Source organism: Pseudomonas sp. AP42, from assembly GCF_001728935.1.
Taxonomy (GTDB): Bacteria; Pseudomonadota; Gammaproteobacteria; order Pseudomonadales; family Pseudomonadaceae; genus Aquipseudomonas; species Aquipseudomonas lactis.
In genome coordinates, this window is sequence record NZ_LYSO01000090.1 from 1 (window position 1) to 25,166 (window position 25,166).

General features: G+C 61.1%; 22 protein-coding genes. All 22 read right to left on the reverse strand.

Annotation, left to right across the window (positions count from 1 at the left end; all coding sequences use genetic code 11):
* Positions 1–172: 172 nt before the first annotated feature.
* Complete coding sequence (fliJ, locus tag A7K61_RS23375; protein WP_003192954.1) at positions 173–622, reverse strand: flagellar export protein FliJ; 450 nt, start codon at positions 620–622, stop codon at positions 173–175.
* 3 nt (positions 623–625) lie between these two features.
* A complete protein-coding gene (gene fliI / locus A7K61_RS23380; protein ID WP_003192955.1) occupies positions 626–1,984 on the reverse strand; it encodes a flagellar protein export ATPase FliI in 1,359 nt (452 codons plus the stop codon).
* Entirely contained in the window at positions 1,974–2,738 is a 765-nt protein-coding gene (fliH, locus tag A7K61_RS23385; RefSeq protein ID WP_003192956.1) for a flagellar assembly protein FliH, read from the reverse strand. Before fliH ends, fliI begins: the two co-directional genes overlap by 11 nt.
* Positions 2,739–2,748: 10 nt before the next feature.
* Positions 2,749–3,765, reverse strand: coding sequence for a flagellar motor switch protein FliG (gene fliG, locus A7K61_RS23390; protein ID WP_003192957.1), 1,017 nt, complete (start codon positions 3,763–3,765; stop codon positions 2,749–2,751).
* Positions 3,758–5,533 carry a flagellar basal-body MS-ring/collar protein FliF gene (fliF, locus tag A7K61_RS23395; RefSeq protein ID WP_044274981.1) on the reverse strand — a complete coding sequence of 592 codons (1,776 nt, stop codon included), beginning with the start codon at positions 5,531–5,533 and terminating at the stop codon, positions 3,758–3,760. Before fliF ends, fliG begins: the two co-directional genes overlap by 8 nt.
* Before the next feature lie 16 nt (positions 5,534–5,549).
* Positions 5,550–5,879: a flagellar hook-basal body complex protein FliE gene (gene fliE, locus A7K61_RS23400; RefSeq protein ID WP_003192959.1), complete on the reverse strand. Its 330-nt coding sequence runs from the start codon at positions 5,877–5,879 to the stop codon at positions 5,550–5,552.
* 282 nt (positions 5,880–6,161) lie between these two features.
* Positions 6,162–7,538 carry a sigma-54 dependent transcriptional regulator gene (locus tag A7K61_RS23405; RefSeq protein ID WP_032897832.1) on the reverse strand — a complete coding sequence of 459 codons (1,377 nt, stop codon included), beginning with the start codon at positions 7,536–7,538 and terminating at the stop codon, positions 6,162–6,164.
* Between the two features lie 7 nt (positions 7,539–7,545).
* Positions 7,546–8,757, reverse strand: a complete 1,212-nt coding sequence (locus tag A7K61_RS23410) for a PAS domain-containing sensor histidine kinase (RefSeq protein WP_069558464.1) — start codon at positions 8,755–8,757, stop codon at positions 7,546–7,548.
* Positions 8,758–8,867: 110 nt separating this feature from the next.
* Positions 8,868–10,340, reverse strand: a complete 1,473-nt coding sequence (locus A7K61_RS23415) for a sigma-54 dependent transcriptional regulator (RefSeq protein ID WP_069558460.1) — start codon at positions 10,338–10,340, stop codon at positions 8,868–8,870.
* A 169-nt stretch (positions 10,341–10,509) separates the two neighbouring features.
* Positions 10,510–10,806: a hypothetical protein gene (locus A7K61_RS23420; protein WP_003192968.1), complete on the reverse strand. Its 297-nt coding sequence runs from the start codon at positions 10,804–10,806 to the stop codon at positions 10,510–10,512.
* A gap of 25 nt (positions 10,807–10,831) precedes the next feature.
* On the reverse strand, positions 10,832–11,221 hold the full coding sequence (gene fliS / locus A7K61_RS23425; protein WP_014719355.1) for a flagellar export chaperone FliS: 390 nt from the start codon (positions 11,219–11,221) through the stop codon (positions 10,832–10,834).
* 128 nt (positions 11,222–11,349) lie between these two features.
* Complete coding sequence (gene fliD, locus A7K61_RS23430) at positions 11,350–12,717, reverse strand: flagellar filament capping protein FliD (RefSeq protein WP_044274984.1); 1,368 nt, start codon at positions 12,715–12,717, stop codon at positions 11,350–11,352.
* Between the two features lie 83 nt (positions 12,718–12,800).
* The gene (locus tag A7K61_RS23435) at positions 12,801–13,148 is read right to left on the reverse strand and encodes a flagellar protein FlaG (protein WP_069558461.1); all 348 of its coding nucleotides are present in this window, start codon (positions 13,146–13,148) and stop codon (positions 12,801–12,803) included.
* Between the two features lie 76 nt (positions 13,149–13,224).
* Entirely contained in the window at positions 13,225–14,964 is a 1,740-nt protein-coding gene (locus tag A7K61_RS23440) for a flagellin (protein WP_044274987.1), read from the reverse strand.
* A gap of 388 nt (positions 14,965–15,352) precedes the next feature.
* Positions 15,353–16,282, reverse strand: coding sequence for a ketoacyl-ACP synthase III (locus tag A7K61_RS23445; protein WP_003192977.1), 930 nt, complete (start codon positions 16,280–16,282; stop codon positions 15,353–15,355).
* A 276-nt stretch (positions 16,283–16,558) separates the two neighbouring features.
* Positions 16,559–18,169: a flagellar hook-associated protein 3 gene (locus tag A7K61_RS23450; RefSeq protein WP_047711505.1), complete on the reverse strand. Its 1,611-nt coding sequence runs from the start codon at positions 18,167–18,169 to the stop codon at positions 16,559–16,561.
* A gap of 14 nt (positions 18,170–18,183) precedes the next feature.
* Positions 18,184–20,229, reverse strand: coding sequence for a flagellar hook-associated protein FlgK (flgK, locus tag A7K61_RS23455; RefSeq protein WP_069558462.1), 2,046 nt, complete (start codon positions 20,227–20,229; stop codon positions 18,184–18,186).
* A gap of 10 nt (positions 20,230–20,239) precedes the next feature.
* On the reverse strand, positions 20,240–21,499 hold the full coding sequence (flgJ, locus tag A7K61_RS23460; RefSeq protein WP_032902465.1) for a flagellar assembly peptidoglycan hydrolase FlgJ: 1,260 nt from the start codon (positions 21,497–21,499) through the stop codon (positions 20,240–20,242).
* 4 nt (positions 21,500–21,503) lie between these two features.
* The gene (locus tag A7K61_RS23465; RefSeq protein ID WP_161794338.1) at positions 21,504–22,613 is read right to left on the reverse strand and encodes a flagellar basal body P-ring protein FlgI; all 1,110 of its coding nucleotides are present in this window, start codon (positions 22,611–22,613) and stop codon (positions 21,504–21,506) included.
* A 6-nt stretch (positions 22,614–22,619) separates the two neighbouring features.
* The gene (gene flgH, locus A7K61_RS23470; RefSeq protein WP_069558463.1) at positions 22,620–23,315 is read right to left on the reverse strand and encodes a flagellar basal body L-ring protein FlgH; all 696 of its coding nucleotides are present in this window, start codon (positions 23,313–23,315) and stop codon (positions 22,620–22,622) included.
* Positions 23,316–23,367: 52 nt separating this feature from the next.
* Positions 23,368–24,153, reverse strand: coding sequence for a flagellar basal-body rod protein FlgG (gene flgG, locus A7K61_RS23475; RefSeq protein WP_003192986.1), 786 nt, complete (start codon positions 24,151–24,153; stop codon positions 23,368–23,370).
* 62 nt (positions 24,154–24,215) lie between these two features.
* Positions 24,216–24,956, reverse strand: coding sequence for a flagellar basal body rod protein FlgF (locus A7K61_RS23480; RefSeq protein ID WP_003192988.1), 741 nt, complete (start codon positions 24,954–24,956; stop codon positions 24,216–24,218).
* Positions 24,957–25,166 lie beyond the last annotated feature (210 nt).

Below are 25,166 nucleotides of genomic sequence, written 5' to 3' on the forward strand. Positions count from 1 at the left end.
ACCCCCCAAATCACTGGCGGATTACGGCCAGCGTGGTTTGACGGGGCGCTTAAGATCAAGATCAAAAGCAGATCAAGAGCGACTCGCTTCGCATCGTGGTTACCGGTGGCTGCGGCGAACTTCACAGTCGTGTAGATAGCTATGCCCATCGCAGGCAAGCCAGCGCCCACACTTAGAACTGTTCTGGGCGGGGAAGGCGTTGGGAGAGTTCATCGAGCAGTTTTTGCTCGCGCTTGTCTTCGATGGCTCGCGCTTCGTCGATGTAGCGCTGCACCAGTTTGCGCAACCCCTCGACCCGGGCAAACGCCTGTTGCCAAGCTTCGCGGGCTTTGTCGAGGTTGGCCTCGTGCCAGGCCAGGCTTTGGCGTTGTTGGCCTACGGCGGTTTCAAGCTGGTTGAGAAAGCCCTGGTACCCCATCAGCCACTGGCCGGACACACCCTGGCTGCCGCGCTCGATCCACTGTTGCTGGTACTCGCCCCGAAAACGCTCCAGGTCGCCGAGCTTGCTTTGGGCCAAACGCACCTGGCCCTGGAAGTAGCCAAGGCGCTGTACGGCAGCTTTCTCGGCCTTTTCGGCCATGTCCACCACCGGGGCCAGGCGGGCGGCGCGGCTGTTGGCCATGGCTTAGCCGCCCGGCGCCGGGGCGAAGATGGACTGCAAGTGCGACTGGCTCTCGCCCATGGTGATCTTGTCGTTGAGGCCTTGGCGCAGGTAGGTCACCAGTTGCGGCTGCAAGGCGATGGCCAGGTCGGTGTCGCGGTCGCCACCGGCCACATAGGCGCCGACGCTGATCAGGTCACGGCTTTGCTGGTAGCGCGACCACAGCTGCTTGAACTGCTGGGCACGGGCCATATGCTCGGGCGTGACCACCGCCGGCATCACCCGGCTGATGGACGCTTCGATATCGATGGCCGGGTAATGCCCCTCTTCCGCCAAACGCCGCGACAGCACGATGTGGCCGTCGAGCACGCCCCGCGCCGAGTCGGCAATCGGGTCCTGTTGGTCGTCGCCTTCGGACAACACCGTGTAGAACGCGGTGATCGAGCCGCCGCCGGCTTCGGCATTACCGGCACGCTCCACCAGCTTGGGCAACTTGGCGAACACCGATGGCGGGTAACCCTTGGTCGCGGGCGGCTCACCGATGGCCAGGGCGATCTCGCGCTGGGCCTGGGCGAAACGCGTGAGCGAGTCCATCAGCAACAGGACGTTCTTGCCCTTGTCGCGAAAATATTCGGCGATGCGCGTGCAGTACATCGCCGCGCGCAGGCGCATCAGCGGTGCATCGTCTGCCGGAGAAGCGACGACAACGGAACGCTTGAGCCCTTCTTCACCGAGGCTGTGCTCGATGAACTCCTTCACTTCACGGCCCCGCTCGCCGATCAGCCCCACCACGATGATGTCGGCCTCGGTAAAGCGCGTCATCATGCCCAGCAATACCGACTTACCCACGCCGGTACCGGCGAACAGGCCCAGGCGCTGGCCGCGACCGACCGTCAATAAACCGTTGATGCTGCGAATACCCACGTCGAGCGGCACGCTGATGGGGTTGCGCTTGAGCGGGTTGATGGTGGGGCCGTCCATCGGCACCCAGTCTTCAGCCTTCATGCCGCCCTTGCCGTCCAGCGCACGGCCGGCGCCATCGAGTACGCGGCCCAGCATGCTCATGCCCATGGGCAGGCGGCCAGTGTCGGCCAGTGGCACCACGCGGGCGCCGGGGGCAATGCCGGCGAGGCTGCCGACCGGCATCAGGAAGATCTTGCTGCCCGAAAAGCCCATCACCTCGGCTTCGACCTGCACCGGGTGGTAGCTGTCGTCGTTGATCACCAGGCAACGGCTGCCCATGGCGGCGCGCAGGCCCTCGGCTTCGAGGGTCAGGCCGACCATGCGCAACAGGCGCCCTTCGAGGATCGGCTGGCCGGGCAATTCGGTGGCCTCGGCGTAGCTGCCCAGGCGCTTGGCGAAGCTGGTGCGATCAAGGCGCATCGGTGGCGTCCAGGTCAACGCTCAGGTCCGGCTCGGCGGGGTGCAGGGCCTGTTCATGCAGTTGATCGAACAACTTGGCCATGATCTGGCTGATGCGGGTTTCCACCGTCGCATCGATGCGGCTGTGCTCGGTCTCGACGCGGCAACCGCCGGGCTGCAACGAAGCGTCTTCGACGATGCGCCAGGTTTCTTCATGGCGCTCGCGCAGGGCTTTGACCTGTTCGAAATCCTGGGGGTTGATGTACAGCCGCACATTGCCGACGCCCAGGGGCAGCAGCTTGAGGGCTTCACGCATCACCGCTTCGATCTGGCTGGAGTCGAGCACCAGTTCGCGCTGGATCACTTGGCGCGCGATGTGCTGCACCAGGCCGACCATGGATTTTTCCAGCTGTGAGTCCTGTTCGGCGATAGGGTCGAACAGGTTGCCCATCAGGCGCTCCAGACTACCCAGCTTGGTGGCCAGCGCCGCCTCGGCTTCCTGGCGAACCTTGAGGGTGGTGCTGCGAAAGCCGTCTTTTTCCCCCGCGGCAAAGCCTTCGTTGTAGGCCTCCTGGCGGATGGTTTCCAACTCTTCGAGGGTCAGTGGCTGGACTTCATCCAGCGGCACTTCTTCCATTTCCGCCGGTGGTTCCTCCACCGGTTCAGGCTCGGGCTCCGGCACATGGGGGTCGAAGCTGGGCAGCGACCAGATGTCGAAACCGCCGACATCCCGCGCGCGAATCAGATCGCTGGGCGCCTCATCTTTATTCGACATGCAAGGCGCCTTAGATCATTTCTTCGCCGCCCTTCCCGCCGAGAACGATTTCTCCGGCTTCGGCCATACGGCGGGCAATGGTGAGGATTTCCTTCTGCGCGGTTTCCACGTCGCTGACGCGCACCGGGCCCTTGGCTTCCAGGTCGTCGCGAAGCAATTCGGACGCACGCTTGGACATGTTTTTGAAGATCTTCTCTTTGACGTTTTCGTCCGAGCCCTTGAGCGCCAGCACCAGCACGTCCGAGGACACTTCGCGCAGCAGCGCCTGGATGCCACGGTCGTCGACATCGGCCAGGTTGTTGAACACGAACATCAGGTCTTCGATCTGGCCGGACAGGGTGTCGTCGATCTCGCGGATCGAGTCCATCAACTGGCCTTCCACCGAGCTGTCGAGGAAGTTCATGATGTCGGCTGCGCGCTTGATGCCACCCAGGGTGGTGCGCGAGGCGTTGGAGTTGCCGGAGAACTGCTTCTCCAGAATGGTGTTGAGTTCTTTGAGCGCCGCCGGTTGCACGGTGTTGAGCGACGACACGCGCAGGATGATGTCCAGGCGCACTTTATGGTCGAAGTGGCCGAGCACTTCGCCGGCCTGGTCCGGGTCTAGATAGGCCACCACGATCGCCTGGATCTGCGGGTGCTCGTAGCGGATCACGTCGGCCACTGCGCGCGGTTCCATCCACTTGAGGCTGTCCAGGCCGCTGGTGTTGCCACCCAGCAGGATGCGGTCGATCAGGCCGTTGGCCTTGTCTTCGCCCAGGGCCGAGGTGAGCATCTTGCGAATGTAGCTGTCGGAGCCGACGCCCAGGCTGGTCTGGTCGCCGACGATCTCGACGAACTCGCTCATCACCTGCTCGACTTGCTCGCGGTGCACATTGCGCATCTGCGCCATGGCCACGCCCACTCGCTGGACCTCTTTAGGGCCCATGTGGCGCAGCACTTGGGCAGCGTCGGTTTCACCCAGGGACAGCAGCAGCACGGCGGCTTTGTCGACCCGGGACAGCTTGGCCACAGCGGCTCGATCATTCATCTGCGTTAATCCACTCTTTCACGACCTGAGCCACACGGCCCGGGTCTTCTGCCACCAGACTCTTGATTGCGTTCAACTGAGCGTCATAGCCTTCGCTCGGGCTTGGCAACAGGATGCTTTGCGGGCCGCCGAGGCTGACGCGGTCGTTGGCCAGTTCGCCGTCCAGGCCGCCCATGCCACCCAACTCGACGTCGCCACCGGCCAGCGCCAGTTGCTTCTTGCTGCCGCCGGTGATGTTGTTGAGCACCGGGCGCAATACGCCAAACACCAGCACCAGGATGAACAACACCCCGAGCACTTGCTTGACGATGTCCCAGAACCACGGCTGGGTGTAGAACGCCGGGTCAGCGATGACTTCACCGCGCTCGGCGGAGAACGGCATGTTGATCACGCTGACACTGTCGCCACGGCTGGCATCGAAGCCAACGGCGTCTTGCACCAGGCGGGTGAAGCGCGCCAGCTCGTCAGCCGTCCACGGCGCACGGGTCACCGCGCCGTCTGCTGGGTTGACCTTGACTTGGTCATCGACCACCACCGACACCGACAGGCGATTGATCTTGCCCTGTTGCTGCTTGGTGTGGCTGATGGAACGGTCGAGTTCAAAGTTCTTGGTGGACTGGTTACGCTTGTCCGCAGGGTACGGCGCAAGCATCGGCTGGCCGGTGGCCGGGTCCATGATCTGTTGGCCGTTGGCGTCCAGCAGCGGCTGGCCAGGCTGGATCGCCCCAGCGGTAGCGGCGGCGCCACCGGTGGTCTGCGGTGCCGAGGCCGGCGCAGGCGGCTGGTTGCTCAGAGCGCCCGGCACACCTTGGGGGCCATTGCTGGCAGTGCGTTGTTCGCTGGTGGACTGCTCGCTACGCAGGGCCGGTTGGTCGGGGTTGAACTGCTCGGAAGTGGACTCGACGGCGCTGAAATCCACGTCGGCCGACACTTCAGCCTTGTAGCGGTCGTTGCCCAGTACCGGTTGCAGGATGTTATGCACGCGCTGGGTGAGCATGCTTTCCATGCGGCGGCTGTAGTCAAATTGCTTGCCGGCCTGGGTCAGCGCAGAGTTTTCGGCCATGTCGGACAGCAGGTTGCCCTTCTGGTCCACCACGGTGATTTGCGACTTGCTCAATTCGGGAACACTGGTGGCCACCAGGTTAACGATCGCCAGTACCTGGCCAGGCTCCAGGGACCGGCCAGAAAACAGTTCAACCAACACCGAGGCGCTGGGCTTGCGCTCGTCACGCACGAACACCGAGCTTTTCGGAATCGCCAGGTGCACACGGGCAGCCTTGACGTTATTCAGGCTGGAAATGGTGCGCGCCAGTTCGCCTTCCAGACCACGACGATAACGGGTGGCTTCCATGAACTGGCTGGTGCCCAGGCCCTGGTCTTTGTCGAGGATTTCAAAACCGATATTGCTGTCGGACGGCGCCACGCCAGCGGCGGCCAGTTTCATCCGTGCGCGGGCCACGTCATCGGCCTTGACCAGCAAGGCGCCGGAGTTGGGCTCCACGGTGTAGGCGATGTCGGCGGCGGCGAGGGTTTCCATGATTTGCTTGGAATCCATGCCCGACAGGCTGCCGTACAGGGGGCGGTAATCGGGTTGCTGCGACCACAGCACCACGGCAAAACCAATCGCCACGCTGGCTGCCAGGCCCACCATCAGGCCCACCTGACGCAGCATGGTCATTTCCGAGAGGTTTTCCAGGAACGACAGGCCAAACAACGGCGGTTTGCCGTCGGCCTTGGCGGGGAGGTTGTCGGAGAGTGCTTCAGCCATGACTTAAATCTCGTCCTTAAACCGGCATCTGCATGATGTCTTGATACGCCTGAACCAGCTTGTTACGCACTTGGGTCAAGGCCTGGAAGGACACGCTGGCCTTTTGCGAGGCGACCATCACATCGGTGAGGTCCACGCCGCTTTTACCGATCTCGAAAGCCGTCGCCAACTGGCTGGACGCCTGCTGGGTATCGCTGACTTTATTGATTGCCTGACCGAGCATGTCGGCAAAATTGCTTTGGCCCAATTCCGGCGCTGGCGCGACGGATTTCGGTTGAGCCATGGCATCCATTTGCATGGCGCGCATATCCAACATCAACCGATTGAACTCAATACCCTGGCTCATGACCTTCTCTCTCCGACGACCTGCAATTTTTTGACACTACGCAGCGGTTACCAGGGGTGGTAGCAACAAGGGTGCCAGCTCTGGAGCAACTCGTAAGAAAAGGCGACAAAGCTTGTCGAACTTGTTACCGCAAGTTTTTCGGCCCTTCTTCCCGCCCGTTTTTTTGTAGGAGCGAGCTCGCTCGCGAAAAACGTCAACGATAACGCGTGCTTCCAGGATACCCGCGGCGCCTAGCGGTTCTTCGCGAGCAAGCTCGCTCCTACACACGGGATTGGCGCGAGGTCAGGTGGCGAAAAGATAGGCTTCCACGTCCATCCCGGCGTCGCGCATCTGCGCCAGCTTGTAGCGCAAGGTGCGCGGGCTGATGCCCAGGCGCTCGGCCGCTTCTTTGCGGCGGCCGCGTTCGGCGCGCAGGGTGTCGATGATCATCTGGAATTCGCGGCGGCGCAGGTCATCGCCCAGGGCGCCGGCCGATTCCGCCTCGGCGACCACGGGAGCCGGGGCCAGGCTCGGCAACGGGGCAGCGCCATTGCCCATGGCCAGGCAAAAGTCTTGCGGCTGGATCAAACCACCCTGCTGCAAAATCAACGCACGCTGGATCGCGTTGTCCAGTTCGCGCACGTTGCCCGGCCATGGGTAACTGACCAGGCACGCCTGGGCCTCGGGCGATAAGCGCGCCTGGGCATGCTTCATTTTTTTGACGTGGTTGTTCAGCAGGCGCTCGGCCAACGGAATGATATCCGCCGGGCGCTCACGCAATGGGCGCCAGGCCAGGGGGAACACTGACAGCCGGTAGAACAGGTCTTCACGGAAGCGCCCCGCCGCCACTTCGCCCGCCAGGTCGCGGTTGGTGGTGGCAACCACACGGATATCCAGCTGGATCGGCTTGCGCGCGCCCACGCGCTCCACTTCACGCTCCTGCAACACGCGCAGCAACTTGGCTTGCAGGCCCAGGGGCATTTCCGAAATTTCGTCGAGCAGGATGGTGCCGCCGTCGGCCTGTTCGAACTTGCCGGCCTGGGCCGCGATGGCGCCGGTGAACGAGCCCTTTTCATGGCCGAACAAGGTGGCTTCGAGCATGTTGTCAGGGATCGCCGCACAGTTGATGGCAATGAACGGTTGCTTGGCACGGCCCGATTGCTGGTGGATATACCGCGCCAGCACTTCTTTACCGGTGCCGGACTCGCCGGAAATCAGCACGGTGGAATCACTGCGCGCTACCCGCGCTGCCAGTTCCAGCAATTGCGCGCTGGCCGGCTCAAAGGCAATCGGGCCATCGCCGTCGGCGGCGGGCATCACGCCGAGGGCATGCCGGGCCACCAGCTCGATCAAGGCCTTGGGTTCGAACGGCTTGACCAGGTAATCGGCTGCGCCTTGACGCATGGCATCCACCGCCCGCTCCACCGCGCCATGGGCGGTCATCAGCAGCACCGGCAGTTGCGGCTGGCGCACGCGCAGCAGGCCGAGCAACTGGTGGCCGTCCATGCCGGGCATATTGACGTCGCTGACCACCAGGCTGAAGGTTTCCTGTTCGACCGCCTCCAAGGCTTCCTCGGCAGAGCCGACCGCACGGTAGTCATGGCCCGCCAACAGCAGCGTGTCTGCCAATGCTTCACGCAGGGCGCGATCGTCTTCCACCAATAAAACCTTGATAGCCATCATCCTCTTACTCCGCGCTTGCCGCGCTGGAAAACAGCGGCAAGGTCATCAATGCACAGGTGCCACGCCCCACGCGGGAACGCAGCTGCAATTGTCCCTGATGGGCACGGGCCACTGCCTTGACCACGGTCAGGCCCAGGCCAGTGCCGTTGGTCTTGGTGGTAAAAAACGGCTCGCCCAGGCGTTGCAGCACTTGCGGGGCAATACCGCTGCCGCTGTCGCTGATGCACAGGCGCAGGGTTTGCTCGCGGGTGTACAGGTGCACCTTCAATCGCGCACCTGGGCCACTGGCCTGGGTGGCGTTTTCGATCAGGTTGAGCAGCGCGCCCACCAGGGTGTCACGGTTGCACAGCAATTCGCCCTGGTGGCTGTCGCATTGCCAACGCAGGTTGGCCTCCTGCACATGGGTCGCCGCTGCCGCTTGCAGCGACTGCATCAAGCCGGCGGGGGTAACGCGATCGGTCAGCGGCAGTTCGCCACGGGCAAACACCAGCATGTCGCGCACCTGGTGCTCCAACTCATGCAGGCGCTCCTTGAGGCGCCCGGCAAAGCGTTGATGGGTGGCCGCCGGTAATTGCTCGTCAGTCAAATGACTGGCGTAGATCAATGCCGCCGACAATGGCGTACGAATCTGATGGGCCAAGGAAGCGACCATCCGGCCCAGGGACGACAACCGTTCATGGCGGGCCAACTGATCTTGCAGGTGCCGGGTTTCTGTCAGGTCATTGAGCAGCACAAGCTGGCCAGGCTCAGCGTCCAGGGAACGGGTGGCGATGGACAGCCGGCGCCCGTCCTTGAGGGAGACTTCGTGGCCGTCGTCTTCACGGGGGGCAAAACAGCGAGTGATGACTTCACGCCACAGCTCGCCTTCCAGCGGCAGGCCGAGCAGGTCGCAGGCGGCCGGGTTGGCTTCGCGCACGCGGCCCTGGTCGTCGATGACGATTACGCCACCGGGCAACAGGTCCAGCAGGTTTTGCAGGCGGTTGGCCAGGCGTTCTTTCTCGGCCAGCTCTTGCATGCGCTGGGCGCTGACCACCGCCAGTTCGCCTTTAAGCTCGGAAACCCGGGCCTCAAGCAGGCTGTAGGAGTCGGTCAGCTGGCTCGACATCTGGTTGAACTGCGAGAACGCGTGCTCCAGGCCCTGGCGGGTCGGCGGTTCTACAGGCGAAACCAGCCCCTGGATAGCAGGGGCCGAAGATAGTTGGGCGGCGTGGGGCATCATGCTCTCTCGCTTGGCTGACCGTCAGTTAAACGGAACGTTGCGAGGGCTGTAGCAATACCCGTGCCGAAAAAAATCTACCTATAAATCAGGTAGTTGAAAAACAGGCGTCAATCATCCGCCTGTTCATCACCTTCTTTGCGGCTCATACCGTACTTGCGCATCTTCTCCACCAGGGTGGTACGACGGATGCGCAGGCGCTCGGCGGCGCGGGCCACGATGCCATGGGCATCGTCCAGGGCCTGCTGGATCAACCCTTGTTCCAGGTTGCCGAGGTAGTCCTTGAGGTCCAGGCCTTCGGGCGGCAACGTCGCGGTGGCGCCGAAGTCCGGGGTATGCCCGTTGATCGCCACGCGCTCTTCCATGTCGCTGCGCAGGCTGTCCATCTGCTCGTCTTCGTCGTCGACGTAACGGAATTTCTTCGGCAACTCGACCACGCCGATCACCCCGTACGGGTGCATGATCGCCATGCGCTCCACCAGGTTGGCCAGCTCGCGGACGTTGCCCGGCCAGCCGTGGCGGCACAGGGACATGATCGCCGCGGAGTTGAAGCGAATGGAGCCGCGCTTTTCGTGCTCCATGCGCGAGATCAGTTCGTTCATCAGCAACGGGATGTCTTCGACGCGCTCGCGGAGCGGGGCCATCTCGATAGGGAATACGTTGAGGCGGTAGTACAGGTCTTCGCGGAAGCTGCCGACCTCGATCATGCTTTCGAGGTTCTTGTGGGTGGCGGCAATGATGCGCACGTCCACGCTCTGGGTCTTGTTGCTGCCCACGCGCTCGAAGGTGCGCTCCTGCAACACGCGCAGCAACTTGACCTGCATCGGCAGCGGCATGTCGCCGATTTCGTCGAGGAACAGGGTGCCGCCATTGGCCAGCTCAAAGCGCCCGGCACGGCTGGTGATCGCCCCGGTAAAGGCGCCCTTCTCGTGGCCGAACAATTCGCTTTCCAGCAGCTCTGCCGGGATCGCCCCGCAGTTGACCGGCACGAAGGGCCCGTCGCGGCGCTTGGAGTGATAGTGCAGGTTGCGCGCGACCACTTCCTTGCCGGTGCCCGACTCGCCGAGGATCAGCACGCTGGCGTCGGTGTCGGCCACTTGCTGCATCATCTGGCGCACGTGCTGGATGGCACGGCTGGTGCCGACGAGGCTGCGAAACAGGTTGGGTTCACGGTGACGGCCGCGCTCGCGGGCCTGGTCGTACATCTCGCGATAGACCTGGGCGCGGTGCAGGGAATCGAGCAATTTGCTGTAGCTGGGCGGCATTTCCAGATTGGAAAGCACGCGGCGGCGCTGGTCTTCCGGCAGGTCCAAGGAAGAAATATCGCCCATTAGCAACACCGGAAGGAACTCATCCCAGGTAGACAGTGTCTTTAACAGGCCCAGAACTGCGCCAGGAGCGTTTACCGTCCCGATCAATACACAAATGACTTCACGGCTCGACGACAACGAGCTGACCGCCTGCTGCCAATCGTGGCTGCCGCAGGGTAAATTTTCTTCACCGAGAAAATTTAAAATCACCGCTAAATCGCGGCGGCGGACGCTATCGTCATCGATCAGCAGAATTTTGGTTTCACGCCACATGCAATAGCAACTTCCCTAGTAAAACTTCCTGCCCCGGAATGAGGGCAATCTAGACGTCTGTAAGATTTCTTACCTTCTAGACGTCTGAAATCTGAAAACAGCACTAGTTAAGTCAAAAATGTTGGCACAGTCAAATATATGACGCGCCGTTCGGATTAACTGCGCCCGTTCAACCGAACAGATGGTAAACCTTTGACGCATTTTTCGCTTGGTTGATCTGCGACATCTCTTCGAAAATCGCCTGGCGCTCGCCGGTCGTCACCTCCAGCAACTGCCGATACACCACCAGCAGGCTTTCCAGCTTTTCGCGCAGTGCATCCTCATCTACCGGCGCCTCGCTGAGCACCTCATCAATCACCGCCCGGCACCCCAGGTCCAACTCGCCGACAGCTTCCCAGTTGCGCTCAGCCAGCGCGCCGATCAGGGCTTCGCGGGTTTCGTCGATGCGTTGCAGTGCGTGGCTCATGATGTGTACCTCAAGGCAATCGGCCTTATTGTGGAGCGATGGCATCCCAGCCGGTCTTGACGGTGATCAGCAGACGGGCGACTTCGTCGATCATCTCGACGTCATTGACTCGGTTGGCCTCGACCAGGCGATTGCCCATGTAGTTATACAAGGCATCCAGACGCTGGATCGCGGCCGGATCTTCGGCTTTCTCCGGCTCCAGACCATCGCGCAGGCCCGAAATGATTTCGATCGCCTTGCCCAGCATCAGGCCCTTTTGCGCGATGTCCCCGCGGCTCAACGCACCCTTGGCCTGGGCCATGCGGTCCAGACCACCTTCCATCAGCATCTGCACCAGGCGGTGCGGGCTGGCTTCGGAGACCTGAGCGTGGGCATTGACCTTCTGGTACTGGCGAAGGGCTCTCATCGGGTTCATGTTGCTACCTCGTTACTGGCGACAATCGAATAGGTTTGCTTAACCAGTTTTTCGACCACGGCGATAAAAACTTTAATCCAGCACCCTGCGCGAGAGCCCCTGGACAGGGCTCTGGCGCGCACCGCTCATCAGTTCGACTTAGGATTGTTCAGCGAGTTGAGGGTGGTCAGGATGCTGGAGCTGCTGGCGTTGATCTGCGCGATCATGGTGTCCATCGCCGTGTACTTGGCGGTCAGGGACTTCTGCAAGGCATCCATGCGCCGCGTCAGGTCGTCGGTCTCTTTGTTCAAGTCGGTCAACTTGTTATTGAGATCGGTGGCCCGGGTCGCCAGGGTGCCGGTGGTGCCGACGTAGCTGTTGGTCGCCTTGTTCATGCGGGTGATCAAGCCCGTGTCGCCAGTGAACAGCTTGGCAATGTCGCCAGCGCCCTTGACCACGGCCTTGTCCCAGGTTTTGTCATCCAGGCTCAGCAGGCCGGTTTTCTGGTCGGTGGTGATGCCCATCTGCGCCAGGCTGGTCATGGTGCCCGCGCCGGAGCCGTTGACCAACTCGGAACGCAGGCTGTTCACCAATTGACGCATCGACGCATCGCCGGTCAACGCACCTGCGGTGGTGGTGGAGGCATCACCGGTTGCGGTGACCTTGGTTTGAGTGTTGATCGCCGTCATCAGCGTGTTGTAAGCGCTGACGAAGGACTGCACCGAGGTTTTCAAGGTATCGGTGTTGCTGGCCACGGTGATGGTGGTCGGCTTGGTGATGTCTACCGTGTCCAACAGGTCCAGGGTCACGCCGCTGATCGCCGAGGTGATCTTGTTGCTGTTCGATGACATTTGAATGCCGTCGATGGAGTACTTGGCATTGGTTGGCGGCGTGCCTTTGTCGTAGCCGACAGCCAGCTGCGAATCACCGCTGAGGGTGATGTCGGTGCCCTCGCCCATGGTGGTCGAAGTCAGCACCAGCCGCGCGCCATTGGAGTCACTCAGTACGTTGGCACTGATGCCTTGGGACGAGAGCTGGGTATTGATCGACTCGCGCACCTGTTGCAAGGTCGCGCCGCCAGGGATCACCACGTCGTAGCTTTTGCCCGACTGGTTGATGGTCAGCGTCTGGTCTTCGTCGGTGCTGTTGGCCTTGCCCGATGCGCCTTCGGCATTGACTGCCGTAGTGACTTTCGAAGCAGTGGCCAGGTTGGCAATTTCCAAGCGGTACTTGCCGCTGGATGCACCGTCAGTCAGGGTGACCTTGGCGTTTTTCTCTTCCGAAGAAGTCGCCGCCAGCCCGTTGAAGGCCGAGGCATTGTTCAACTTGGTGATCGCCGCCTGGTAGGCTTCCAACGCCGTCTTGACCGAGCCCACGGCAGACAACTGCACGGTGGCTTTCTTCTGCTCGTTGGTGATCTGAGCCTGCTTGGGCGCCTGCTCGGCACCGACCAGCGCCTTGACGATTGCTTGGGTGTCGTAGCCCGAACCTGGGCCGGAAATCGTTGAACTAGCCATTTGCCATTCTCCTTGTCCTGCAGCGGCCGTTTTTTTGGCGCTTATACGCCTAGACCGCAATCAGAAACATGTTTCGTGCCAACTCAAGCCTTGCTATCAAACAACAGGCTGCCGGCATCGCTCAGGTTCTGCGCCAATTTCAGCGCGGTCTCCGATGGTATCTGTCGAATCACTTCACCACTGTCAGTGGCGATCACCTTGACCACTACCTTGCCGGTAGAGTCATCGATGGAAAAATCCAGGTTGCGCTGTGAAGCCTGCACAAACTCACGCATATCGGTCACAGCCTGTTCCAGCGCCACGCGCTGAGGCTCTTCACTTTTGCTCGGCTCATTGCTGGCCACAGGCTTGGCCTGGGTCACCACTGCGCCAAGGTTGGCCGGGGCCGGGGCTGCGGGGTAAGACGAGGTCAGCTTGATGCTCATGTCCATGTCACCACCTCCAAACTGAAAAAACGGAAGGGCACGTTGTTAAACGCACCCTCCCGTTATTTAACCGCTAGCGCTATTACTGAAGCAGCTTCAGAACAGACGATGGCAGTTGGTTGGCCTGGGACAGGATCGCAGTGGAAGCCTGTTGCAGGGTTTGTTGCTTGGTCAGCTCAGCGGCTTCAGAAGCGAAGTCAGCGTCTTCTACGCGGCCTTTGGCAGCGGAGGAGTTCTGCGAAATGCTCTGCAGGTTGGCCACGGTGCTGGCGAAGCGGTTTTGTACGGCACCCAGCTGCGAACGCTGGCTGTCGATTTGCTGCATGGCGTCGTCCAGAGCCTGGATAGCCTGCTGCGAAGAAGCGGCAGACAGGATGTTCAGGTTGGAAACGCTGGTTTCCATAGTGACGGCGGTTTTGGTGCCCGCATTGGCAACAGTTGTCAGACCCAGGGCTTTCAGTCCAGTACCAGCGCTGCCGTCTTTGATGGTGATATCTTTGTCTGCAAACAGGCTCAGAGTGCCGTCAGCGTTTTTGCTAGCCTGCACACCGGTGCTGGCGCTGTTGATCGAAGCTACAACCGCGTCAGAAGTGTCGCCTTTCTTGAACTTGACTTCTACGCCGTTGACCGAGATCGAGGTATCTTCGGTCAATTTGGCTTGGGTGGTACCGGCAGACAGCCCCAGTTGCGACAGCGAACCGCTATTGGTGTTAGCCAGCTTAATGTCAGCACCGTTACCCGAGGTCAGCTTGAGACGACCATCGGTGAAGGTAGCGGAAGCACCAGCTGCAGCGCCGCCAGCAGCAGTGGTGAGCTTGGTGAGAACGGTCGACATGGCGTCGCCTTTCGCCCAAGTTACCGCAGCACCGTTCACAGTGATCGAGCCATCAGCGGTCAAATTGCTGGTGGGGGCAATGTTAGCATTAGCAGCAAGCTTGAGATTGACCAAGCCGTCAGTTTTCGCAGCTACCGCAGGTGGGCCAACGACCGCGCCGGCAACATCACCAGCTTCAAGCTTGATAGCTTTGGCAGAGGTCAGTGTGAGGACACCGGTAGCATCGGCACTAGCAGTAACACCGGTAGTAGCTGTCTCTTTGTTGATAGCGGCAACTGCGGCAACGCCCAAGTCAGTAGCAGCGACGTTACCGAAGCTGATGGTTGTACCATTAATCTTTATGGTATCGGTATCTACAGTTGCGCCGACAGCAGCGGTGCCCGTGGCAGTCGCTTTGTCAGTGAGTACCGAGCCAGTAGTAGTTGCGGCCAGACCGCTCAGTGCAGTGCTGTTAACGGTTGCTTCGCTGTAGTTGCCTTTCAGCGCGGTAGAACTGATATCGGTCATGCCGAACGAGATAGTCTCGTTAGCGTTTGCGCCAATCTGGAACGCTACGTTCTGAAACGAGCCGTCCAGCAGGTTACGACCACCGAAGGTGGTGGTGCTGGCGATACGGTTCAGTTCGCCCACTTTAGCGGTGAATTCTTGCTGCAGGGAAACACGGTCAGCGTCGCTTTTATCACCGTTGGCCGCTTGCAGGGCGAGTTCACGCAGACGCTGCAGGGTGTTGGTGGACTCTTGCATCGCGCCTTCAGCGGTCTGGGCAATCGACACGCCGTTGTTGGCGTTGGAGATGGCAACGTTCAGGCCTTTGACCTGGTTGTTCAGACGGTTAGCGATCTGCATGCCGGCAGCGTCGTCTTTGGCGCTGTTGATTTTCAGGCCGGAGGACAGACGGTTCATCGACTGGCTCAGAGCGTCGGAAGCTTTGTTCAGGTTCTTCTGGACACCCAGGGAGGTGATGTTGGTGTTTACTGATAATGCCATGACGAAATCCTCGTGGTTTGGATACTGCGGCTTCCGGCCCTGGCGACCGCCGGGTGTGGCCTAGAGAACCTACGTAATAGTTATCGTCGTGGTAGCCGGTTGCTTGAGGATTTTTTTGATTTTTTTTAGTAGCCCTGTGCCAGCCCTTGTATTTCAAGGCCTTATAGAGGCGTGAAACGCCCGTAATCACGGGTTACTGGCGCCAAAACTTCGCCCTTGTAGGAGCGAGCTTGCTCGCGAAGAACCTGAGAACGCCGCGTGCATTCTGAATGCCCGCGTTATCGTTAACGTTCTTCGCGAGCAAGCTCGCTCCTACAGGGAGAGGGGGCGAAAAAAAACGCCGATGATCGTGGGATCATCGGCGTTTTTTTGTACAGCGGCTAAAGCATCACGGGCGATAAAGAATCGCCGAGCCCCACGACAGGCCCACGCCAAAGCCGCTGATAGCCACGCGCTTCCAGGTGGCGTCCATCACGTGCTTTTCCAGCAGCAGCGGGATGCTCGACGACACGGTGTTACCGGTCTCGACCATGTCCTTGATGAACTTGTCCACCGGCGCTTCTTCAAAGCGGCGCGCCACGGCGTCGACGATGGCCGCGCTGCCCTGGTGGATGCAGAACGCATCGATGTCATCGGCCTTGAGGTCCGACTCATTGAGCAGCTCGTGCAAGTGCGCCGGCACCTTGAGCAAGGCAAAGTTGAACACCTGGCGGCCGTTCATGAAGAACACACCATCGCTGACCTTCAAGTGCGGCGCGCCGGAACCGTCGGTGCCGAACTTGGATTTGCCCAGCAACCACGGCGCGTCCTCGCCCATCCAGGTGGCGGTGGCGGCATCGCCGAACAGCATGGTGGTGTTGCGGTCTTCCGGGTCGACGATCTTGGAATACGGGTCGGCGGTGATCAGCAGGCCGTTTTTCAGGCCGGCGGCTTCCATGAAGCCCTTCATCGCGTAGATGCCGTAGACGTAGCCGGAGCAGCCCAGGGAGATATCGAAGGCGGCCACGTGAGTCGGCAGGCCCAGTTTGTCCTGCACGATAGCGGCGGTGTGGGGCAAGCCCTCTTCATCGCCGTTCTGGGTAACGACGATCAGCGCGTCGATGGACTCGCGCTTCAAATCCGGGTTATTGGCGAACAATGCGTTGACGGCTTCGACGCACAGGTCGGACGTTTCCTGTGCAGCTTCCTTGCGCGGCAGGAACGCCGAACCGATCTTGCCGATGATGAACTCTTCATCCTTGGCGAATTTGGCACCCTGGGCGTAGTTATCGATCCCGTCTGCCGGCACGTAACTGGCGATGCTTTTTATGCCAATCATTGTGGCTTCCCAATACTAAATAGCTGGAGAACACCCCTCGGGCTACGCCGGGAGTGCTGACAATAAAGGGGATAACCCCATGAAAAACTCGCTGAAAGCCGCCCGATGAAGGCCCTGTGACGACTTATCCTTTTCACACGATACAGTGAAGATGCGCTTTATGACTCACAGGTCACTCAATTTTGCGTGGTTTATGCAAAACGTTTCAACAATTAAGCCCCAGAAACGACAACGGCCCGCCCTGTTTCCAGAGCGGGCCGCTTGACTGAACGCCGTTTACATCTTGTTGAACAGGCTCAACTGCGAGATTTTCACGAAGGCCAGTTGGGAAGCCTGCAACATGGTTTGCTGCAAGCTCAGGTTGACGGCGGCTTCGGCGAAGTCGACATTGCCCAGGGCATTCATGGTGGTGGTATTGGCCAGGTCCAGGCTGACGTTTTCCTTGGACTGAATGTCCAGGCCGTTGAGGCGCGCGCCCAGTGAGCCACGTGCCTGGTCGATCTGCCCGTAGGCATTGGTCAAGTTGCCAATCGACTTGGCCACCACATCCTTGAGTTCCTTCTGCGCCGCCGGGTTGCCGTCTGATGGCGTCTCCAGAATTTTGCGCAGATGGCTCAGGGTATCGAGGACGTTCTCGTTCTTGTTGCTGGTGGCACTGATCGCAAACTGGTCGCCGTCTGCCGGCCCCGGTGCGGTGGTGACATCAAAGGTCACCCCTGCCGCCGTGATGGTGGTTGCGCCGGCCGCCAGGGTGCCACTGGCGATGGATTTACTGTCTGCGCTATACGGCTGCGCATACAGGTCATAGGCGCCAGCGGCACCGAACTTCACGATCACGCCCGAATTGGGAAAGGTGCTGGCGTAGGCCGCCGGATCGCTCACCGTGCCGCCGCTCAGTTGCGCGGTGGACGGATTGCTGGGGGTGCGCGAAACGCTGAAGGTGTCTGGTTTGACCGACAGGCTGAACTCGCGGTCCTTGACGATGGCGTCCGACGGCGCGCCAGGCAGTATGTCTTTGCCCAGTGCGTCTTTGCCCAGGTTCAAGCCGATGTCGAACTTGACCCCGCGCAGGCTGATAGTCGAACCGCCTTCCTTGGTGGCATCGAAAGTGCCGTTGCCCGGAATCTCCGAGGTGATGTCCTTGCCGGCATTGTCCGTGACGACGTATTGGGTGCTGCTAGTGAAGGTCAGCTTATACGGCTGACCATCGGAAAAACTGCTGTTATAGCTGCTGTTGGCCGCGATCAGCCCGGCAGAGACGGTGACCTTGCCATCGTCGACCGCTGGCGGCACGAGGATTGGCGCGGTTTGCGTACGGCCCGTATTCGCCGAGCTTTCAAGCATGCTCTTGGCGGTATTGCCCATGGCAACCGACAGGTTCTCTGCGATCTTCAAGCTCAGCGGCGTGTCATCGCCCTGGTAGCTGTAGGTGCCGTCATTGTTGCGGGCGTAGGGCGGCGTGTCGGTCTTGCTGCCGGAGAACAAGTAATTGCCGCTGGCGTCCTTGGTATTGAGCAGGCCCAGGACCTGGTCTTCAATGGCGCCAATCTCGGCGGCCGTCGACTTGCGGTCAGCGTCGCTGATGCCGACGTTACCCGCCTTGAGCGCCAACTCACTGGCTCGTTGAATCGCGATATTGATATTTTCCAGCACGCCGTCCTGGGTGGTCAGCGAGTTTTTCAGGGTGTCGATGTTGCCATTGAACTGCGCCAGCATGTCTTTCTGCTGCTGCAGCATCAACAACCGCGCCGCCGCCACCGGATCATCCGCGGCGGTTTGCACGCGCACGCCGGAGCTGGCCTGGTCCTGGGCCTTGACCACGCTGGAATAGTTGCTCTGGTACTTGGCAGAGCTGGTCTCAAAATACTGCTGTGTAGAAATACGCATCGTCCCAGCCTCCCTTAAAGAGCATTCATCAGTGTGGTGAAGGTTTCCTGCGCAGCCTTGATGATCTGCGACGACGCGGTGTAGTACTGCTGGAACTTGATCATGTCGCCCGCTTCATCATCCAGGTTGACCCCGGATACCGAGTTGCGTGCTTCCTTGTTGGCGCTGAGCAACGCGCCGGTGGCGGCGGTGTCGACCCCGGCCTGGCTGGCCTTGGCACCTACGGTCGAGACCAGCTTGCTGTTGGCGCCCACCAGGCTGGTGCCCGCGTTGCCATCGCCCATGCCGACGGTGGCCTTGGTTTGCAGGTTCAGCAGTTCCTGGGCGTTGCGGCCGTCGGACTTGCCGCCACTGTTGAAGGCAAAGGTGGTGCTGTCGCCGTCTGCCGGCGAGCCGTTGACGGTGGTGTCGAACTTGAAGCTCTTGCCGGGAATGGCGGCACCGCTGGCGTCGCGCATCGGCACGTCCACGGTGATCTTGTTGCCCTGCCCCGGAATGATCGAGCCAGTGCCAATCGGATTGCCCTTGGAATCGTTGATGGTATAGGACTGCGTACCGTCGGCGGCGGGCTTGCCGAACACCATCTTCACCGGCATCGAGTTTTCAATACCGGCGCGCAGCTGCGCGGTGTCGGTGCCGCCATGGATATCCAGCGGCACCGTCAAGGCCGGCTGGGTGAAGGTACCCGTGCCGCTGTTGGTCGTGCTGCTGGTACCTGCCAACGGGCCGGCGAACGCCAGTTTGTTCGCATCGGTGAGCGCCACGCCAATACCGCTGGCGCCCGTGGCGGTGGGGCTGACCTTGAAGCTGTCGCCAAACGCCATGGCGCCCTTGCCGTCCAGCGCCAGGGTGAAGCCATCCAGGGTCGGCGGCGGTGTTGAGCTCATGTCGAAGGTGCCCATGGCCTTGCCGTCCGAACGCAACACCGTGATCTTGTTAGGATCGGTCTTGTCGCTGAAGGTCACGGTGTAGTCAAACGTGGACAACTGACTGCTGTCCTTGATCGTCACGTTCAGGTTGCCCGCGCCGGCGCTGTTGCCCGAGGCACCCTGGCTGCGCGAGGCAATGGCGGCGGCGCTGTTGATGTCTTTGAACAGCGAAACGCCAAAGTCACCGTTGAGGTCCAGGCCCTGGCCCAGTTGGTTGTTGAGCGTGTCTGCCGTGGCGATGGCGATACGGCCCAGTTCATTGATGGCCGGCATCAAGGCATCGCTGCGATAGCGCAACAGGCCGCCGATGCTGCCGCCGCTGATCACCGAGCCCAGGTCCAGGGTGGTGCCGTTCATGTCCAGCTGGATGGTGTACTGGCTGTTATCGGTTTTGCTTGGCGCGGCGGAAATCTTGTTGGAGATCCCGCCCTCCACCAGGGACTGGCCGCTGCCGGTGGTCACACTGAACTGGCCGTTTTTCTCGGTGGCCGTGACACCAATCAACTCATTGAGCGAGCGTACTGCCTCGTTACGCGAGTCCAGCAGGTTGGCCGGGGCGCTGTTGGAGCTGCCTTGGGCCTGGGAGATCTGCTGGTTGAGGGAGGCAATCGAGGCGGTCAATTGGTTGACCTGGTCACTCATGCTGCTCAGTTGGTTGTTGATCGTCTCTTTCTGCTGGGTCAACTGCGTGGAGATCGCGTTGAAACGGCTGCTCAGGGTCTGGGCGTTGGTCACCAGCAGTTGGCGGGCCGACAGGTCGCTGGGGTTGGACGCGGCGGTTTGCAGGGTGGCGAAGAACGAACTGAGCACCGAGGACAGGCCGGTGGTTTTGTCCGACAACACTTTGTCGACGGCACCGACCTGGTCCAGGTACGCCTTGGCGTCGTTATTGAGCGCCGTGCTGTTCTGGTAAGCGGTGTCCAGGTACTCGTTGTACACCCGGCGCACATCGGCCAGGGTGGTGCCGCTGCCGATGTACACGCCGCCGAACGGGTTCGACGCGTTGGTATTTTGCGTGGTCTGCTGACGCGAGTACCCCGGGGTATTCACGTTGGCGATGTTATTACTCAAGACCGACAACGATCCTTGAGCGGCATTGAGCCCTGACATCCCGATACTGAGCAAACTCATGGTTCAGACCTTATAAATGTGTGGTTGCGCCAGCGGCAGCGTAGTTCTGGTAACTGTTCATGTTTTTTGCGATCTGCGAAATCTTGCTGGCGTAATCCGGGTCGGTTGCATAACCGGCTTTTTGCAACTCGCGTACAAACTGTTCGGGGTTGTCGGCTGATTTCACAACTTCTTTATAGCGATCATGGCTTTGCAGCAGGGTCACGAGGTCGTGGAAGCTGTCCTGGTAGGAGCTGTAGGAACGGAACTGCGCCGTTTCCTTGACCATCGCACCATCGCGAAACTCGCTGGTGATCGCCCGGGCCTGACCGCCCTGCCAGCTCTGGCCGGCCTTGATGCCGAACAGGTTGTGGCTGCTGCTGCCGTCCTCGGCGCGCATCACCGATTTGCCCCAGCCGGTTTCCAGTGCGGCCTGGGCCACCAGGTACTTGGGGTCGATACCGATACGTGCGGCGGCGGCCTTGGCCATCGGCAGCATGGTGGCGACAAACTCATCCTGGGAGCTGAAGGCTTTCTTCGCTGGTGCCAGCGGTGGCTGGGCAATGGCGCGGCCATACACTTGCATGCGCCCGCTCGGCACGGCAAAGCTACGCGCACTGCTGTTGATGACCGTGTCGTCGGCAGCGCTGTTACGCAGGGGCGCGGCTTTGGCTTCGACCGGGGCGTTCGGCACGATGCCCGCCAGCAGGCGGTCGGCCAACTTGCTGGGCAAGGCGATACGGCGCTGGTTCATCAGCTCCATGTCGTTGGCATGGGTACTGGCCCCCTCAGGCACAGCCACGCGATATGCCCACAAAGGCCGCTGGCCATTGGAGCGGCCCAACGGGCCTTCGGCCTGGGTACCGGCGGCAATCTCGGTCGGCACATCGACTTTCTTCACCGGCGCATCCGCCGCCGGGCCTTGCAAGGTGGCGGCCTGGGCCTCCACCGGTTTGTTCTTCTGCATCTGGCGCATCAGCACATCGGCCAGGCCGATACCGCCGCCTTCGCGGGACATCGACACCGCCAGTTGCTGGTCGTACATTTCCTGGTACTGCTTGGCGGCCGGGGTGTTCAGCGGGTTGTCCTTGCCCAGGGCCTCGGTGGCCGAACGCATGGACTTGAGCATCTCGTTCAAAAACAGCGACTCGAATTCCTGCGCCACTTTACGCAGGTTGCCTTCGCTGTTTTTGTCGGCACCGACCTTGAGCTGGTTAAGCCGGTTCAGGTCGGAGTAAGACCCCGAGTCCGCCGTGCTGCTGATGCCGCTCTTGCGCATATCCATGGCCATGGCCTCAGATCACGATCAGGTCGGCTTGCAACGCGCCGGCCTGCTTCAAAGCTTCGAGGATCGCCATCAAGTCGCCGGGCGCGGCGCCCACCTGGTTCACCGCACGGACAATCTCGTCCAGGGTGGTGCCGGGGCCGAACTTGAACATCGGTTTGGCTTCTTGCTGGGCATTGACGCGCGAACGCGGGACCACGGCAGTCTGGCCACCGGACAACGGCCCCGGCTGGCTGACGATCGGGTCTTCGGTGATGGTCACCGTCAGGCTGCCGTGGGTCACCGCCGCCGGCGAGACCTTGACGTTCTGGCCGATCACGATGGTGCCGGTGCGCGAGTTGATGATGACTTTGGCCACGGCCTGGCCGGGGTCCACTTCAAGGTTTTCCAGGATCGACAGGTAGTCAACACGCTGGCTTGGGTCCAGCGGAGCAGTGACACGAATCGAGCCGCCATCGATGGCCTGGGCCACGCCAGGGCCGAGCATGTCATTGATCTTGTCGACCACGCGCTTGGCGGTGGTGAAGTCGGAGCGGTTGAGGTTCAGGGTCAGGCTGTTGCCCTGATTGAAACCACTCGGCACGGTGCGTTCAACCGTGGCGCCACCGGGGATACGCCCGGCCGACGGCACGTTGACGGTGATCTTCGAACCGTCGCGGCCTTCGGCGTCAAAACCGCCGACCACCAGGTTGCCTTGGGCGATGGCGTAGACGTTGCCGTCGATACCTTTGAGCGGCGTCATCAGCAAGGTGCCGCCGCGCAGACTCTTGGAGTTACCCATGGACGACACGGTGATGTCCACCACCTGCCCCGGCTTGGCGAACGCGGGCAGATCGGCGCTGATCGACACTGCTGCGACGTTCTTCAACTGCACGTTGCCCGAGCCTGGCGGCACCTTGATGCCGAACTGGGAGAGCATGTTGTTGAAGGTTTGAAGGGTGAACGGCGTCTGCGTGGTCTGGTCACCCGTGCCGTTGAGCCCCACCACCAGGCCATAGCCGATCAACTGGTTGGAGCGCACGCCGGAAATACTGGCGATGTCCTTCAGGCGCTCGGCCTGGGCCACAGCACTCAACGCCAACAAGAGCGCCATCGCCATCAGCTGTTTGAACTTCAAAATGGCCACCTAGAAAGGGAACAGCGGGCTGAGGAAGAAGCGGTCGAACCAGCCCGGCTGGCTCGCATCGGCAAACGAACCGGTGCCCGAGTAGGTAATGCGTGCATCTGCAATGCGCGTCGACGGCACGGTGTTGTCGGTAGAGATGTCATCGGCGCGGACCATGCCGGCGATGCGCACCAGCTCGTCGCCGGTGTTGAGGGTCATCCACTTTTCACCGCGCACGGCAATGATGCCGTTGGGCAATACGTCGGCGACAGTCACGGTGATCGAACCGGTCAGGCTGTTGCCCTGCCCTGCTGCGCTCTTGCCGTTGGTGGCACGGTCGCCGCTGTAGCCGGCGTCCAGGCTCAGGTCACCGCTGCCCAGCGGGTTATTGGTGTTCAGGCCACCGCCGAACAGCGAGGTCAGGCCGATGCTGGTCTTGCTGTTCTTGCCGATCTGCGAGTTGGCGTTCTTGCTGGCCTGGGTCTTCTCGTTCAGGGTGATGGTGATGATGTCACCGACCCGGAACGCCTTGCGGTCGCTGTACAGGTTCTGCTCGAACCCGGCCTGGTAGATCGAGCCATTGTTGGCCGCCGCCGGCAGCGGCGTGCGTGGCAACACCGGCGCATAGTACGGGTCATTGGGCTTTGGCGAGGGGGCGACACAGCCCGCAAGCACGGCGATCCCACTCAATGCCAACACACAAATATAGCGATTCATGACCCTAACCTCACGGTGTTGCAGGCACCCTCAAGGGCGCCCCATAGACTGATTACAGATTCTGCGTAACGAACGAAAGCATCTGGTCGGCGGTGGAAATCACCTTGGAGTTCATCTCGTAGGCGCGCTGGGTGGTGATCATGTTGACCATCTCCTCAACGGTGCTGACGTTGGAGGTTTCCAGGGTGCTTTGCAGCGTGGTGCCGAAGCCGTTCAAGCCAGGGGTGCCGATTTGCGGCGCGCCACTGGAGGCGGTTTCCAGGAACAGGTTGTTGCCCATCGCCTGCAGGCCGGCCGGGTTGATGAAGTCGGCGGTTTGCAGGTTGCCGATCACTTGGGAGGCCGGGTTGCCAGCAACGGTGATGGACACGGTGCCGTCGTTGCCGACGGTGAAGGTCTTGGCGTCGGGCGGCACCACGACAGCAGGCTCCAGGGCGAAACCGTTGGCGGTCACGATCTGGCCGTTGGAATCCAGGTGGAAAGTGCCGTCACGGGTGTAAGAGGTGGTGCCATCCGGCTGCAGCACCTGGAAAAAGCCGCGGCCATTGATCGCCATGTCCAGGGGCTGGCCGGTTTGCTGCAGGTTACCGGCGCTGAAGTTTTTCTGGGTGCCGACGATCTGCACACCGGTACCCAGTTGCAGGCCCGACGGCAGTTCGCTGTCCTGGGTCGATTGGGCGCCCGGTTGCTTCTTGATCTGGTAGAGCAAGTCCTGGAACTCGGCGCGGTCACGTTTGAAGCCCGTGGTCGACACGTTTGCCAGGTTGTTGGAAATGGTCGTCAGGTTGGTGTCCTGGGCGGACAGGCCTGTCTTGGCAACCCATAGAGCCGGAAGCATGCTGTTCTCCTTCGTGCGCCGGATGGTTGGCGCTGCGTTGCAAATTAGTGAGTGGGCTTGAATCAGCTCATCTGCATGACGCGCGTCATGGCCTGGTCGTCTTCTTTAGCGCTGTTCATCATCTTGATGTGCAACTCGAACTGCTTGGCCAGCGCCAGCACCGCGGTCATTTCTTCCACGGCATTGACGTTACTCGCCTGCAAGAAACCCGAGGTCAGCCGCACGTTCGCGTCGGCCTGGGCCGGCTGGCCATCCTTGGTGTGGATGGTGCCGTCCAGGCCTTTGGTCATGTTCTTGAGGTCTGGCTGGACCATCTTGATACGGTCCACTTCCGCCATCACCCGCGGGCCTTCACCCATGGCACGGATGCTGATGGTGCCGTCCGAACCCACTTCGATTTTCTGCTGGGGCGGCACGGCAATCGGGCCACCGTTGCCCATGATCGGCATACCGTTGCCAGCCCGCAGCACGCCCAGGGCATCCACGTTCATGCTGGCACTGCGCACGTAGGCTTCGCCGCCATCGGGGGTTTGCACCGCCATCCAGCCGTCGCCGCTGACCGCCACGTCGAGGTCGCGACCGGTCTCGATCATCGCGCCCGGAGAAAAGTCAGTGGCCGGCCGCTCGGTCATGGCAAACGCCCGCGCCGGAAAGCTGTCACCGAACACCGGCATCGAGCGCGCCTGCTCCAGGTCGCGCTGGAAACCGTTGGTGGAAATGTTCGCCAGATTGTTGGCATGGGCCTTCTGCGCCAGTGCATTCTGGCTGGCGCCGGTCATTGCCACATAAAGGTACTTGTCCACGCTCTATCCTCTTTCTGACGGACGCTTGCCGCCCACCGCTGTACTGAGGAGGCTTAAGCAATTTGCGAACCAACTTTTCAAAAGAGGCCAAAGTCCAGGCGCGGCGGGGGTTTCGTGGAGATAGCTGAAATAGGCAGGGCAGAAACAGTCGAAAAAACGGCGGACTACTGCCGCCTGCGGCAAACACCGGCCTGGAAAACGACAAAGATC